Genomic DNA, 14,960 nt, shown 5'->3' with positions numbered 1-14,960 from the left:
TTTGTAAAAGGAGAATAGTTTATGAAATATTTTTTGAGTATAGATTATGGAGGAACAAACACAAAAGCTATTATTTTTGATGAAAATGGAAATGAAATTGGTGTCTCTTCTTTTCATACGATGAGAAAAGAAGTAAAACCAGATTACAGGGAAGTTGATTTAAAAGAAACTTCAGAAGCTATTTATGATTCGATAAAAAAAGTTCTAAAAAAATCAAATCTAACTGGAAGAGATATCAGTGCAGTCGCTTGTGTTGGTCACGGAAAAGGACTTTATGTACTAGATAAAAATCACAATGAATTTATGAACGGAATTTTATCAACAGATGGAAGAGCGGGAGAATTAGCTAATAAATTTGAAAATAAAATAAAAAAAATATGGAATAAGACAAGACAGCATGTTTTTGGCGTTCAAAATCCGGTATTGTTACGTTGGTTAAAAGAAAACGAACCTAAAGCTTATAATAATATAGGAGCAATTTTATCTGCAAAGGATTATGTTCGTTTTAAACTAACTGGAAAAGTAAATCAGGAATATGGAGATGCTTCGGGAAATCATTGGATTAATTTTGAAAAAGGAGCCTATGATGATGAAATTTTAGAATTTTTTGAAATTCCTGAAATGAAAGAAGCACTGCCGCCATTAGTTGATTATAATGAAATTGTCGGAGGAGTTACAAAAGAGGTTGCTGAAATTACAGGGCTTTTAGAAGGAACTCCTGTTGTAGGTGGATTATTTGATATTGATGCTTGTGCAATAGGTTCTGGAGTTTTAGACAGCTCTACATTTAGTGTTATTGCAGGAACTTGGAATATAAATACTTATCCATCGAAAACACCTGCATCATATGAAAGCGGTCAAATGAACTCGTATTTTCCAAATCGAGATTTTTTAGTAGAAGAATCGAGTCCAACTTCTGCTGGAAATCTAGATATTATTTTAAATATGCTGATGTCTGAAGAAATGTCCAGCCTAAAAGAAACAGAAAGTATTTATATTGGACTTGAAGCATTTTTAAAAGATACCACGGCTTCTTATAGCAAAGTTATATTTTTGCCATTCTTGTATGGAAGTAATACCCGTACTGAGGCGCCATCATGTTTCTTGGGACTTACAGCGACAACTACAAAATTAGAAATGGTTCGTTCTGTTTATGAAGGAATTGTATTTTCTCATAAACAGCACTTGGATAAACTGGAAAAAAATTTAGGGAAAAGACCAGATGTAATTCGTATTTCAGGAGGCGGAACTAATTCAAAACAATGGTGTCAAATTTTTTCTGATATTTTAAATATTCCTGTTGAAACTTTAGAAGGAAGTGAGTTAGGTGGACTTGGTGGAGCGATTGCAAGTTATCAGGCAATAGAAAAAACTTCGTTGGAAGACACTATAAAAAAGATGGTTAGAATAAAAGACAGATACGAGCCTGTTGAAGAAGAACATAAAAAATATATAAAAAAATATGAAGTATATCAGGAAATCCTAAAAAGTATGGATACAACTTTTCATAGTTTAAAAAAATTAAATGAAGAATTATAAAAATTAAAAATATTATCCATTTGAAAAAGATAAAATAAGTGGGTAATATTTTTATTAGTTATAGAAATTTTTATCTTAACTTGCATATTGAGTATTGAAAAAATCTTTGTGTTTATAGTAGAAATATTTCATTACAATTAGTATTTCATTTCATATTATCTTAATTTATATTCGTAAAATTTCAATTTAACAATTTCATTAATTATTAGCTTTGTCAATATTTTTTGTATATTCAAATAAAAAAGAAAAATTGATTTTTATTAACTTATAAGATATGATTAAAAAATAAATAGGATGTAAGATTACTTAAAATTTTAAGTAGTCTTTTTTTGGAATAAAATATTTGTGATAATTGTTTTATTTGCTAAAAGAAAAATTATTTATATTTATTAAGAGATATGCTATAATAATTTTAAGTGAAATGAAAAATAAATTTATTTTGTAAAGAGGGCTGTTTTATGGATAAAGCAAAAAAAGAGCTGGTTATAATAACTGGAATGAGTGGGGCTGGAAAATCTGAGGCAATGAATTTTTTTGAGGACAGGGAGTACTTTTGTATTGACAATTTTCCTATTAATTTATTTCAGTATTTGAACGAGATATTTATTAGCAGTGAAAAGAGAAATCGGGTGGCAATAGCGATAGATGTTAGAAATCAGGAGTTTATAGAACAATTGACAAAACAGCTTGAAGTACTGGATAAAGAGGAAATTTTGCATACTATGATTTATCTGGATGCAAGAACAGATGTTCTTTTGAGCAGATATGAACTTTCCAGAAGAAAACATCCTCTAAATCTATATGATACATTACTTGCAAATATAAAAGCAGAACGTAAAATTATAAAAGATTTTATGGTAAAAGCCGATTTAGTGATTGATACAAGTACGTTATCGGTAAAGGAGCTTCAGGAAATTTTAGAAAAGGAATTTTCAGATCAAAGAAAAAAAATAAGCATCAATTTAACATCTTTTGGCTTTAAATATGGAATTCCACTAGATTTGCATTTAATGTTCGATTTACGATTTTTACCAAATCCTTATTACATTGATAATTTAAAAAATAAAACTGGAAATCATAAGGAAGTTCAGGATTATGTAATGGGACTGCCAGAAAGCCAAGAATTTTACAAAAAGCTGTTAGATATGCTTTTGTATCTAATTCCAAAATATGAAAAAGAAGGAAAATCTCATTTACGTATAGGAATTGGATGTTCAGGAGGACAGCATCGTTCAGCTACCTTCGTGAATAAACTTTATGATGACCTTTCACAAAGGATGGACTATCACATTGGAAAATTTCACAGGGAAGTGGGAGAGAAAAAAGAAATTTAATTTATTCAAAAATGTGAATGCAAATTATAAAATAATATAGAAAAAGAAGAAATATGGAAAAATTAAAAAAATTGAAAATTGAAGAAGAAATAAAATCACCAATTAAATATAAAGATATTCCGACACATCCAGGAGTTTATCTAATGAAAAATGCTCGAGGAAAGATTATTTATGTTGGGAAAGCGAAAAATTTGCAAAATCGGGTGAAATCTTACTTTATGAATGTAAATTCGCATAATCAGAAAACGCTGGAATTAGTCAAAAATATTAGGGATATTGAGTTTTTTATCTGTAAATCAGAAGTTGAAGCGCTTATTCTGGAAAATAACTTGATAAAGAAGAATAAGCCAAAATACAATATTTTATTAAAAGATGAAAAAACTTACCCATATATAAAGTTTACAAAAGAAAAATTTCCTAAAGTGGAAATTGTAAGAAGTACAAAAAAATTAAATGAAAATGCAGAATATTTTGGACCATATCCAATGGGAATATTTTTTGCAATGAAGTCGCTTATTAAGATATTTCCAGTACGAGACTGCAATCGAAGTATGGATAAAATAACAAAACCTTGTTTAAAATATTATATGAAAACTTGTCCTGCACCTTGTAAATACAAAGATATCGAAGATGAGTACAGTACAAATGTCAAAAATTTCAAGAATTTTTTGAAGGGACATTCTGACAAAGTTATTGAAATGCTGGAAAGCCGAATGAAAAAGTTTAGTGATGAAATGGAATTTGAGCGTGCAATTAGTGAACGTGAAAAGTTGAGCGTATTGAAAAAAATGCTTGAAACACAGATTATTGAATACAGCAAGGAAATTGACGAAGATGTGTTTGTGTTCGAGGAAAAAAGAGAAAATGTGTTTTTGTGTGTGCTGAATATTCGGGAAGGGAAGGTTATTAATAAAAATCATACAATAATTTCAATGGAGAGAAGTCAGGAGGAGAACCTGTTCGAGAGATTAATTACTTCGTACTATGAAAAAAGGAATATTCCAAAGCATATCATTTGTGATGAAAGATTTATGTCAAGCGAACTTTTAATAAAAGAATGGGCAAAAATTGAAAAACATAGGGAAATAAAATTTCATTTTCCAAAAATAAATAGCCGAAGATTACAACTGTTAGAAATGGGGTATTTAAACCTGCGTGAAGAAGTCGATAAATACTACAGAAAACGTCGTATGGTTCAGGAAGGATTGCGTAATTTGAAAAAAGAACTGCGGTTAAAAAGTTTGCCTTACCGAATTGAATGTTTTGATATTTCAAATATTCAGGGAAAAGATGCGGTTGCAGCAATGACGGTAGCACTGGATGGGGAAACTACGCCAAAGGAATACAGACATTTTAAGATTACTGTAAAAGACACACCTGATGACTTCTTAATGATGAGAGAAGCATTGACACGAAGATATTCCAAAATAGAAAATGACCAAATGCCCAATTTAATTTTAATAGATGGTGGAAAAGGACAGCTAGGTGTAGCTGTAGATGTGCTGGAAAAACTTGGAAAAATAGAGTATACCGATGTAATTGGAATTGCAAAAAGGGAAGAGGAAATTTTTAAAAGTTATGAAAGTGAGCCATATTTATTTGAAAAAACAGATGAAACATTGAAAATTTTGCAAAGATTGCGTGATGAAGCACACAGATTTGGAATTACACATCATAGAAAATTAAGAAGTAAACGAAATGTAAAAAGTGCATTAGATGATATTGCGGGAATTGGTCCAAAACGTAAAAAAGAATTAATAAAAAAATTTGGATTGATAAAAAATATACGAAATGCGACATTGGAAGAATTGATGGAAGTCGTGCCAGAAAATATTGCGATTTCTATAAAAGAAAATTTATAAAAATATTAGGAGGAAAAACTTGAAAAAATTAATAATTTTGATGTTGCTTGGATGCAGTATAACGAGTTTTGCTCTTTTTGATAAAATAAAAAAGGAGATAAAATGGAAGGAAGAAGAACAGCCACGATTTAATCAGGTAAAAGTGATGATTGATGGGGAAGAGAAAATGCGAAAGGTTATACCGGGGCGTTACGAGATAAAATTATTCGAAATTACTTATCCGACAGATTTGTTTGGAAAAAACAGATTTTACAATGAATTTAATACTTTCCTGAAAAATATAAAAAAAGGAAAGAAATATTCATTGCTTCTGGAAAATAGATTTTATCAGGAAATGCAGGATATAAAAATTGATCAGCTTTCAGAAGAGGAAAAAATATTAGAGCTGCCTGCATCTTCTTTGGATGAATATTATAGACAGCAGATGGTTGCAATGTCAAGCGGTGCTAATTTGACAGAATACCTTGGGACAGATCAGGAATATTTGAATAGACAGATTTATGTACTTTATGAACTTTTAAATAAAACTGATTTTAATCCCAAAAACGTTTATTCAGAACTGGATAAGGAGTTCTTGATTGAAGAGTTGAGAAACAATCGAAAAGAAGTTGTAGAAAATTTTGAAAAATCAAATGTTGAATTTTTTATAAAAGAAACTTATGAAAATTCAGGATTAAACAAGTTTAAAGATGATTCTGTGTACAAATTTGACAAAGATATTCTAATTTCTGATAAACTAGAAGATCAGGCAGTATTGCCAGAACTTCAAAGAAATGTTTATCTAACAGGCTTTCCTAACGAAATCATAGAAGAACTTGCGAAAAATCAGCTAAAATTAAAAAGAACACCATTACTACTTGAAAATAGTGAATATCATGGCTATACTTATAATGAAAACAATACAGTAGTATTTATAGGAGGAAAAAATCCAAAATATTATTACAAGGATTATAAGATAAATGTCGTGAAAAAGCCAATAGAAGTACTTAGTTTGCTAAAAACAAGTTCAAACTACTATGTATCAGACTTTTTTTAAAATTATATTTTTTATGTAAATAATAAATTTGTTTAATATAAAATCTTAAATCGTTTGTTTAAAAATTTCTGTTAATTTAAGAATAATTAAAAAAGTTTTTGAATGAATGATTTATGGATGAAAAAATATTGAATAAGGATAAATCTTAGAGAAGTAGGAGGAAAAATGAGCGGATATATTTTGGAAATGAAAAATATACGTAAAGAATTTTTGGGCGGAAAAATTGTCGCAAATGATGATATTACGCTAAAAGTAAAAAAAGGGGAGATTCATGCAATTGTTGGGGAAAATGGAGCAGGTAAGTCTACGCTTATGAAGATTTTGAATGGATTGTATTCTCCGACTTCTGGTGAGATTTTTTATAAAGGGGAAAAAATTGATATTGAAAGTCCTACGACTGCGGCAAACTTGGGAATTGGAATGGTTTATCAGCATTTTATGCTAGTTGATACATTGACAGTTGCTGAAAATATGGTTTTAGGATTTGAACCTAAAAAGGGTGGAGTATTTTTTGATTTGAATACTGCAAGAAAGAAGGTTAGGGAAGTTTCTGAAAGATATGGACTGAATATTGATCCAGATGCAAAAGTGTCAGATTTATCAGTTGGAATTCATCAGAGAATTGAGATTTTGAAGGTGCTATTTAAAGGAGCGGAGCTATTGGTGTTTGATGAGCCGAGTGCAGTGCTTACACCTCAGGAAGTAAAAGAACTTTATGAAATTATGAGAAATCTTGTAAAAGAAGGGAAAACAATAATCTTTATTTCTCATAAATTACAGGAAGTACTTGATTTATCAGATAATATTACAGTTATTCGTCGTGGAAGCGACGTTGGGGAACTAAAAACTGTGGAAGCTACAAAGGAAAAAATTGCCAATCTTATGGTTGGGCGTGTTGTGCTGTTCGAAGTGAAACGTCCGGATGTAAAACTTGGGGATGTAGTTGTAAAAGTTGAGAATTTGACAATAAAAAGTGGAGGCATTGAGAAAGTTAAGGATGTTTCATTTGAAATCCGTGAAGGTGAAGTGCTGGGAATAGCCGGAGTACAGGGAAATGGACAGACTGAACTTATTGAGGCTTTGGCAGGACTTATAAAAGTTGATGGTGGAACATATTTTATAGATAACGATGAGTTGGAAAATAAATCACCAAAACTTATTAAGGAAAAAGGACTTTCCCATATACCTGAAGACAGACATAAAAGAGCAACTATTGATGATTTTACTATAGAGGAGAATATGGCTTTAGGACTTCAGGATCAATATTCTAAAGGAATATTGCTAGATTATAGTGAAATTGAGAAAAAAACTAATGAATATATAGAAAAATACGATATTAGACCTACAGATGGAAAAATAAAATTTGGCGGACTGTCTGGAGGAAATCAGCAAAAAGTCGTTGTAGCAAGAGAGCTGGAACGTGAAAATAAATTTATTATTGCGGCACAGCCTACAAGAGGAGTCGATATTGGTGCAATTGAGATGATTCATAATACGATTTTGAATGAAAAAACTCAGAAAAAGGCTATAATGCTTGTTTCGGCAGAGTTATCAGAAATAATGGCGTTAAGTGACAGAATTGCAGTAATGTATTCGGGAAGAATTGTAGGGATTTTGGATAGAAAAGATGCAACAACAGAAAAAATAGGAATATTAATGGCAGGAGGGAAAATAGATGATTAAAAATAAGATAAAGGATTTTCTACCATCTATAATTGCAGTATTAATCGCATTAATTATTGGTGGAATGATAATGATAACAAAAGGTGTAAATCCATTTACAGCCTATACCGATATGATGCGAGCAGCTTTTTATCAAACTTCGCCAAGATCTCCATTATTTAGTGGACTTGCAAAGACATTATTTATTGCAACACCATTAATATTTTCAGCACTTGCCACAATGGTAGCCTTTAAAGCGGGATTATTTAATATAGGAATGCAAGGACAAATGATTGCAGGAGGACTTGCGGCTACTTTCTGGGCAATCACATTTAGAAATTATGTTTTTGGAAATGTGATTGTTGTAATAATTGTGGCTATAATTGCTGGATTTCTTTGGGCTGGAATAGCTGGACTGTTGCGTGCAAAATTTGGAGTAAGTGAAGTAATCAGTACGATTATGTTAAACTATATTATGATTGAAGTGCAAAATTTCTTGTTAAATGGGCCTTTAAAAGATCCTGCTTCACAAAATACACAATCTCCACGTATCTTTGAAGGAGCAAGATTACCGCTACTTTTTTCAAAAATTACAAAACAAAACTTAAATTTTGGTTTTATAATCGCAATTCTTCTGACAATAGGAATATTTTTCTTTTTCAAATATTTTAAAAAAGGATACGAAATAAAAGCTGTCGGACAAAGTGATACAGTTGCTGAAAATGCAGGAATCAATCCAAGACATATTATGTTTTTGGCAATGGGAATCGCTGGAGCATGTGCTGGACTTGGAGGAGCTGAACGTGTTTTAGGTGGAGCATCACAGTACACATACACTGAGTTAATAATGGGAGATTATGGATTTACAGGACTTGCAGTAGCACTTCTTGGAAAAAATAACCCATTTGGAATATTAGTTGCAGCGATATTTTATGCGGCACTTGAAGTTGGGGGACAAATGTTGCAGCAAAGATACCAGATTGATAAAGATATTGTATTTATTATACAAGCATTAATAATTATTTTCGTAGCGTCAGAAAATTTATTTAAATTTATGCTTAATAAAAAGAAAACGGTATAAATTTAATTATCAAATAAAAAATATTGAGTCAGAAAGGAAAAATAAAATGATTGTATTAAAACAAATATTTAATTTATTGCAACAAACAATAATAATAGCACCTCCAATTTTAATAACAGCTGTAGGAGCGTGTATTTCTGAAAAAAGTGGAGTTGTTAATATTGGACTTGAAGGAATTATGCTAAGTTCAGCGTTTGCAACAGCAGTTGTCAATATTGCTACAGGAAATCCATATTTAGGAATAATTTTTGGAGTGATAGTGGGGGTCTTAATCTCACTAATTCACGCAGTAATAAGCATTAATCTTAAAGGAAATCAAATTATAAGTGGAGTTGCAATAAATTTATTTGCAGCTGCAATCACTTCGTATTCTATAAAAGCCATCTATAAAACTGCTGGAAGTACTCCATTGGCAAAGTCATTGGCAAATCGTCCATTAATGATAATTATAATCTATGCAATCGCTATAGCAATGTATTTTTTCTTATATAAAACAGTTTTAGGATTGAGAATTCGTTCCGTGGGAGAACATCCGTTAGCGGCCGATACAGTTGGAATAAGTGTTTATAAGACAAGATACATCGCTGTGCTTATATCAGGTGCATTAGGAGGGCTTGGAGGGGCTTATCTTACAGCAGTATTGCTTCCATCTTTTTCAAACAATATGTCAGCAGGACGTGGATACATTGCCATGGCTGCAATGATTTTTGGAAAATGGAATCCATTAGGAGCAATTTTGGCAAGCCTATTATTTGCTTTCGGACAAGCATTTGCAGATGTCTCAAAAACAATCGGGTTACCAATATCTCAGCAATTTTTGACAATGATACCATACGTTTTGACTTTATTGGCATTAGTTGGATTTGTAGGAAAATCGAAAGCACCAAAAGCATCAGGATTGCCGTATGAAAAATAAAATTTGATAACAAAAAAGGAATAAAAATGTCAAAATCTTATCAGGAAATAAATGCAGAAACAATTGACCGTTGGATTGAAGAAGGCTGGGAATGGGGACAACCAATTAGCCATGAAACGTATTTAAATACCAAAAATGGTAATTGGGATGTTCTCTTAACGCCTGTAAATCCTGTACCTCACGAATGGTTTGGAAACTTAAAAGATAAAAAAATATTAGGATTGGCTTCTGGTGGTGGACAGCAAATGCCTATATTTACAGCTTTAGGTGCAAATTGTACTGTGCTAGATTATTCAGAAAAACAGCTAGAAGCTGAAAAAATGGTTGCAGAACGTGAAAAATATGAAATAGAAATTATCAAAGCTGATATGACAAAAAAATTACCATTTGCAGATAACAGTTTTGACATAATTTTCCACCCAGTAAGCAACTGCTACATTGAAAAAGTTGAACCAGTTTTTAAAGAATGCTACCGAATCTTGAAAAAAGGTGGAATTTTATTGTGCGGACTGGATATTGGAACAAATTATACTGTAGATGAAAAGGAAGAAAAAATCATTAATAGTCTTCCATTCAATCCATTAGTCAACGAAGAGCAAAGAAAACAGCTGGAAGAACAGGACTGTGGAATTCAATTTTCCCACACAATATCAGAACAGATAGGCGGACAATTAAAGGCTGGATTTAGACTAACAGATATTTACGATGATACAAATGGATTTGGAAGGTTGCATGAACTTAATATTGCAAGTTTTGTGGCGACAAGAGCAATAAAAGAATAAAAATATAAAAGGAATAATTAATATGAAAAAAATAATTTTTATATTTGTGGTATTTTCTTTAGTTTCTTTTTCGAAAAGTTCAGAAGTGATTATTTTAAAATTAGGAGAAAATTTTAGTAGTTGTGATAAAAAGCGTAGAAATCATTTAGACGAATTGAAAGATGAATGGGAAAAAATGAATGAAATATATAACAAATTAATTCAAAAATTTGATAAAAATAATAAATTAAAACAAAATTTAATTAATTCACAAAAGATATGGATAAAAAATTTATCCGAATCGAAAAATTATACTGGAGATGTTATTTTTCATGGTTTATGTTCAAGAGAAAAAGCTCAAACAATAAGAGAAATTAATTTAATACAACAAAGAATATTGGAATTAACAAATGAATATAAAAAATATTTAGATTAAAATAATAATTGAAAAAATCTGTTTCATAGATTGTAAAAAAAATTTGTGAAACAGGCTTTTTTGTCTTTAAAAATTTATTATTAATAAATAGCTTTTCTTTATTTATTTTTGCAGGATTGCTCATTGCCGCAAATCCTTATCTTGCAGTAAAAGTTTATCCTGATAATTAAAATTGTGGCAAGATTGCTACGCAATACCTATGGCTATACTATGTCTTTTATTTGCCCAACTCCGAAACTCCTCCTTTCAGTCGTCAGACAGTCGTAGTTGAACAAATAAAAGCTCCGTCGACTTATTAAAACTAAAGAATTTTTTTAACTGAAATAAAAACGAAGCAAAATTTCGTTAAAGAAAAAATAACTGTTTGAGATTTTGAAATAAATTTTAAATTATATTTGACTATTTGTATTAAAATAACTTTGATTCAAAATCGAGTTTTATTTTTTCTTTATAAGAAAGTTTTGCGTAAAGCGGGGTTGTAAGGGCATGGCGTTTGATGCCCTTACGTTAAAAAAGATTAAGAATATAAAATAAAAAAACTATTATTAATAAGAATAGTCTAAAGTAAAAAAATAAAAGAGGAATTGGTTTATTGAGGAGGAATTTTAGGAGAGAGGAACATTGAAGAAAATGAAAGACAACAAGATAAAAATTATTGGAGCAAGAGAGCATAATTTGAAGAATATTGATATTGAGATTCCTAAGAATGAGCTTGTCGTAATTACAGGGGTTTCGGGGAGTGGAAAGTCTTCGCTTGCGTTTGATACGATTTATTCGGAAGGGCAAAGAAGGTATGTGGAGAGTTTGTCTGCTTATGCGAGAATGTTTATTGGTCAAATGCAGAAGCCTGAATTGGATAGTATTGAGGGGCTTTCGCCTGCGATTTCGATTGAGCAGAAAAGTGTTTCTAAGAATCCTCGTTCAACTGTTGGGACAACTACGGAAATTTATGATTATATGAGGCTTTTATGGGCACATATTGGAGAGGCACATTGTCCAATTTGTCATCAGAAGGTGGAAAAACAGTCGATTCAGGAAATTGTAGATAATCTTGTGAATGGACGGAATGAAAAGGATAAGCTGATTGTATTGTCACCTGTTGTTATTGATAAAAAGGGGACTCATAAAAATTTATTCTTGAATTTGCAGAAAAAAGGATTTCAGAGAGTTCGGGTAAATGGAGATATTTTGGACTTGAATGACACAATTGACTTAGATAAGAATAAAAGACACAATATTGAAGTTGTTGTGGATAGGCTTGTTGTAAAAAAAGATGATAAGGAATTTTTGAGTAGAATTACAGAAGCTATTGAAACAGCGAGTGAGCTTTCTAATGGAAAAATTATTGCAAATGTAAATGGAGAAGATAACAAGTATAGTGAAAATTTTTCCTGTCCAAATCATCCTGATGTGATTTTTCCAGATGTTGTGCCAAGACTGTTTTCGTTTAATGCACCTTATGGGGCTTGTGAAGTTTGTAATGGACTTGGTTCAAGGCTGGAAGTGGATGAGAATAAATTAATTGTAGATGAAAATTTATCAATTAATGAAGGTGGAATTGTTTTTCCAGGAGCGACTACAAAAAAGGGGTGGAACTGGGATTTATTTACGGCAATGGCAAAAGCCCATAAAATCGACTTGGATAAAAAGGTGTCTAAATTGACTCGGAAAGAGAAGGATATAATTTTTTATGGAAGTAATAAGAAGTTTAAGTTTTCTTGGAGCGGGGATAGTTTTAGTTATAATGGAAATAGAGAATTTGAAGGAATTGTAAATGGTATTGAACGTCGATATAGAGAAACTGCTTCGGAGTCAGCAAAAGAAGAAATGGAAGTTAAATATATGACGGAGAGAACTTGTAAGACTTGTAAGGGAAAAAGACTGAAAGATGTTGTTTTGGCGATAACTGTAAACGATAAGAGCATTATTGACCTGACAGAAATAAGTGTTGTTGATGCGCTGAAATTTTATGAAAATATTACACTTACTGAAAAGCAGATGCAAATTGCGGCTGAAATATTGAAGGAAATAAAAGAGCGGCTGAAATTTATGATAAATGTGGGACTTGATTATTTGAGTCTTGCCAGAATGACAAAAACTCTATCTGGTGGAGAATCTCAGAGAATAAGGCTGGCAACTCAGATTGGAAGCAGGCTTACAGGTGTTATTTATGTGCTGGATGAGCCAAGTATCGGACTTCATCAGAGAGATAATGATAAATTGCTTGCAACATTGAAGGATTTACGAGATATTGGGAATAGCTTGATTGTCGTTGAGCATGATGAGGATACAATGAGGGAAGCTGATTATTTGGTTGACATAGGACCAGGAGCTGGAATTAATGGTGGAGAAGTCGTTGCGGAAGGTACTCCAAAACAGGTTATGAAAAATAAAAAATCATTGACTGCACAATATTTGAATGGGAAAATAAAAATAGAAGTACCTGAAAAGAGAAGAAAAGCCACTAAAGAAATTGTTTTGAAAAATGCGAAGGGAAATAATCTGAAAAATGTTACAGTACACATTCCACTAGAAGTATTTACTGTAGTTACAGGAGTTTCTGGAAGTGGAAAATCGACATTGATAAATCAGACACTTTATCCAGAACTTCACAATAGACTTAATAAAGGAAAATTATATCCGCTGGAAAATGGCGGAATAGAAGGACTTGAGCATTTAGAAAAGGTAATTGACATAAATCAATCGCCGATTGGAAGAACTCCTCGTTCAAATACTGCAACTTATACGAAAATATTTGATGATATAAGAGATTTATTTGCTCAGACAAACGATGCGAAAGTAAGAGGATACAGTAAAGGAAGATTTTCATTTAATGTAAAAGGTGGACGATGTGAAGCCTGTAGCGGTGCTGGAATTAATAAAATTGAAATGAATTTTCTACCTGATGTTTATGTGGAATGTGAAGTTTGTAAAGGAAAACGTTATAACAGGGAAACGTTGGAAGTGCATTACAAAGGGAAAAGTATTTCGGATGTGCTGGATATGACGGTTGAGGAAGCATACGAATTTTTTAAGAATATTCCAACTCTTGAGAGAAAATTGCAGACATTAATTGATGTAGGAATGAACTATATCCAGCTGGGGCAGCCTGCGACAACTCTTTCTGGAGGAGAAGCTCAAAGAATAAAACTTGCCACAGAACTTTCTAAAATTTCACGTGGTAATACAATTTATGTGCTAGATGAGCCTACAACTGGACTTCATTTTGAAGATATCAGAAAATTGCTGGAAGTATTAAATCGTCTTGTAGAAAAGGGGAATACAGTACTTGTAATAGAGCATAACCTTGATGTTATAAAATATGCTGACTATATAATAGATATAGGTCCTGAAGGAGGGCATAAAGGCGGACAGATTATTGCACAAGGTACTCCAGAAGAAATAATAAAATCTCGAAAATCACATACAGCAAAATTTTTGAAAAAATATTTGAAGTAAAATTTTGTAATAAAAGATAAAACTAATTTTAAAAATATGAAATAATAAATAATATTTTGTATTATTAGGTCAAGCAAATACTTGAAAATTATTTTAAAATATAGTCGAACCCATTTAAAATTGAACTGCTAGAAATTATATAATTTAGGGTTTGAGTAAAATAGTCATGATTTTTGAATTCTGTTTTAAACTAGTTTTACTATAAGTTCAAGTAAATTGTAACAAAGAAAAGGAGAAAAAGATTGGTTATGAAAAGTAAAAATTCATTTTTAAAAACGGCGTTATTAATGTTAATAATGATGTTTGGAGTAATTTCCTGCGATTTTTTGGAAAATAAGACGCTTCGTGTGCCAAATTCAATAATTGAGTCAAAGGCTAAGGAAAAATTTCCAATTACAAAAAATTTCCTGGTAGGGAAAATTACTGTAAAAAATCCTAAGATTTCATTTAAGGATAACAGAATTTATGTTGTGACAGATTATGATGCCTCACTTTTGGCAGATAGGTCGGAGGGAGTTATTGAAATAAATAGCGAAATCAAGTTTGATGAAAAAACAAGCCAGCTTTATCTAGTAGATATGCAAGTAGAAAAAATACTGGATAAAAATGGGAAAGATATGGTTTCGACGCCTGTCGCAAGATCAATGAAGTCATTAATAGCAAATTATTTAGAAACAAACCCAGTTTATAAATATGAGCCAGACGGTAAGAAAAAAATTAAGGTAAAAAATATGTTTATAAAAAATGGGAAATTATTTGTACAAACTTAAAAAGAATAAGTTAAGATTACAGTGGAATTTAGATTTCGCTGTATTTTTTTTGAAATAAAGTTGTAATTTCAAAATTTCTTTGATAAGATTAAGTAAGGATACTT

11 protein-coding genes are annotated in these 14,960 nt (G+C 31.2%); all 11 read left to right on the top strand.

Features of this window, described 5'->3' with window-relative positions:
• Positions 1-21: 21 nt before the first annotated feature.
• Positions 22-1,539, top strand: a complete 1,518-nt coding sequence (locus AB8B23_RS09445; RefSeq protein WP_369712538.1) for an FGGY-family carbohydrate kinase — start codon at positions 22-24, stop codon at positions 1,537-1,539.
• A 458-nt stretch (positions 1,540-1,997) separates the two neighbouring features.
• Positions 1,998-2,873, top strand: coding sequence for an RNase adapter RapZ (gene rapZ / locus AB8B23_RS09440; RefSeq protein WP_369712537.1), 876 nt, complete (start codon positions 1,998-2,000; stop codon positions 2,871-2,873).
• Positions 2,874-2,926: 53 nt separating this feature from the next.
• Positions 2,927-4,735 carry an excinuclease ABC subunit UvrC gene (gene uvrC, locus AB8B23_RS09435; RefSeq protein WP_369712536.1) on the top strand — a complete coding sequence of 603 codons (1,809 nt, stop codon included), beginning with the start codon at positions 2,927-2,929 and terminating at the stop codon, positions 4,733-4,735.
• Positions 4,736-4,754: 19 nt separating this feature from the next.
• A complete protein-coding gene (locus AB8B23_RS09430) occupies positions 4,755-5,771 on the top strand; it encodes a hypothetical protein (protein WP_369712535.1) in 1,017 nt (338 codons plus the stop codon).
• A 165-nt stretch (positions 5,772-5,936) separates the two neighbouring features.
• On the top strand, positions 5,937-7,454 hold the full coding sequence (locus AB8B23_RS09425) for an ABC transporter ATP-binding protein (RefSeq protein ID WP_369712534.1): 1,518 nt from the start codon (positions 5,937-5,939) through the stop codon (positions 7,452-7,454).
• Positions 7,447-8,514 carry an ABC transporter permease gene (locus AB8B23_RS09420; protein ID WP_369712533.1) on the top strand — a complete coding sequence of 356 codons (1,068 nt, stop codon included), beginning with the start codon at positions 7,447-7,449 and terminating at the stop codon, positions 8,512-8,514. Before AB8B23_RS09425 ends, AB8B23_RS09420 begins: the two co-directional genes overlap by 8 nt.
• Positions 8,515-8,560: 46 nt before the next feature.
• Positions 8,561-9,430 carry an ABC transporter permease gene (locus AB8B23_RS09415; RefSeq protein WP_147005131.1) on the top strand — a complete coding sequence of 290 codons (870 nt, stop codon included), beginning with the start codon at positions 8,561-8,563 and terminating at the stop codon, positions 9,428-9,430.
• 26 nt (positions 9,431-9,456) lie between these two features.
• Complete coding sequence (locus tag AB8B23_RS09410) at positions 9,457-10,212, top strand: class I SAM-dependent methyltransferase (protein ID WP_369712532.1); 756 nt, start codon at positions 9,457-9,459, stop codon at positions 10,210-10,212.
• Positions 10,213-10,234: 22 nt separating this feature from the next.
• Positions 10,235-10,627 (top strand): hypothetical protein, encoded by a 393-nt coding sequence (locus tag AB8B23_RS09405; RefSeq protein WP_369712531.1) that lies wholly within the window; start codon positions 10,235-10,237, stop codon positions 10,625-10,627.
• A 630-nt stretch (positions 10,628-11,257) separates the two neighbouring features.
• Positions 11,258-14,086: an excinuclease ABC subunit UvrA gene (uvrA, locus tag AB8B23_RS09400; RefSeq protein ID WP_369713928.1), complete on the top strand. Its 2,829-nt coding sequence runs from the start codon at positions 11,258-11,260 to the stop codon at positions 14,084-14,086.
• Between the two features lie 248 nt (positions 14,087-14,334).
• Positions 14,335-14,856, top strand: a complete 522-nt coding sequence (locus AB8B23_RS09395; protein WP_299570724.1) for a DUF1439 domain-containing protein — start codon at positions 14,335-14,337, stop codon at positions 14,854-14,856.
• The last annotated feature ends 104 nt before the right edge of the window (positions 14,857-14,960 follow it).

Source organism: Leptotrichia sp. HSP-342, assembly GCF_041199995.1.
GTDB classification, from domain to species: domain Bacteria; phylum Fusobacteriota; class Fusobacteriia; order Fusobacteriales; family Leptotrichiaceae; genus Leptotrichia; species Leptotrichia mesophila.
Note: the sequence above shows the minus strand (reverse complement) of the source record. Positions and strands in the feature narration are given on the sequence as shown.

Excerpts from the sequence above, each read along its gene's own strand:
- AB8B23_RS09445 (WP_369712538.1), top strand. The coding sequence starts at position 22 with ATGAAATATTTTTTGAGTATAGATTATGGAGGAACAAACACAAAAGCT.
- rapZ (WP_369712537.1), top strand. The coding sequence starts at position 1,998 with ATGGATAAAGCAAAAAAAGAGCTGGTTATAATAACTGGAATGAGTGGG.
- uvrC (WP_369712536.1), top strand. The coding sequence starts at position 2,927 with ATGGAAAAATTAAAAAAATTGAAAATTGAAGAAGAAATAAAATCACCA.
- AB8B23_RS09425 (WP_369712534.1), top strand. The coding sequence starts at position 5,937 with ATGAGCGGATATATTTTGGAAATGAAAAATATACGTAAAGAATTTTTG.
- AB8B23_RS09420 (WP_369712533.1), top strand. The coding sequence starts at position 7,447 with ATGATTAAAAATAAGATAAAGGATTTTCTACCATCTATAATTGCAGTA.
- AB8B23_RS09415 (WP_147005131.1), top strand. The coding sequence starts at position 8,561 with ATGATTGTATTAAAACAAATATTTAATTTATTGCAACAAACAATAATA.
- AB8B23_RS09410 (WP_369712532.1), top strand. The coding sequence starts at position 9,457 with ATGTCAAAATCTTATCAGGAAATAAATGCAGAAACAATTGACCGTTGG.
- AB8B23_RS09405 (WP_369712531.1), top strand. The coding sequence starts at position 10,235 with ATGAAAAAAATAATTTTTATATTTGTGGTATTTTCTTTAGTTTCTTTT.
- uvrA (WP_369713928.1), top strand. The coding sequence starts at position 11,258 with ATGAAAGACAACAAGATAAAAATTATTGGAGCAAGAGAGCATAATTTG.
- AB8B23_RS09395 (WP_299570724.1), top strand. The coding sequence starts at position 14,335 with ATGAAAAGTAAAAATTCATTTTTAAAAACGGCGTTATTAATGTTAATA.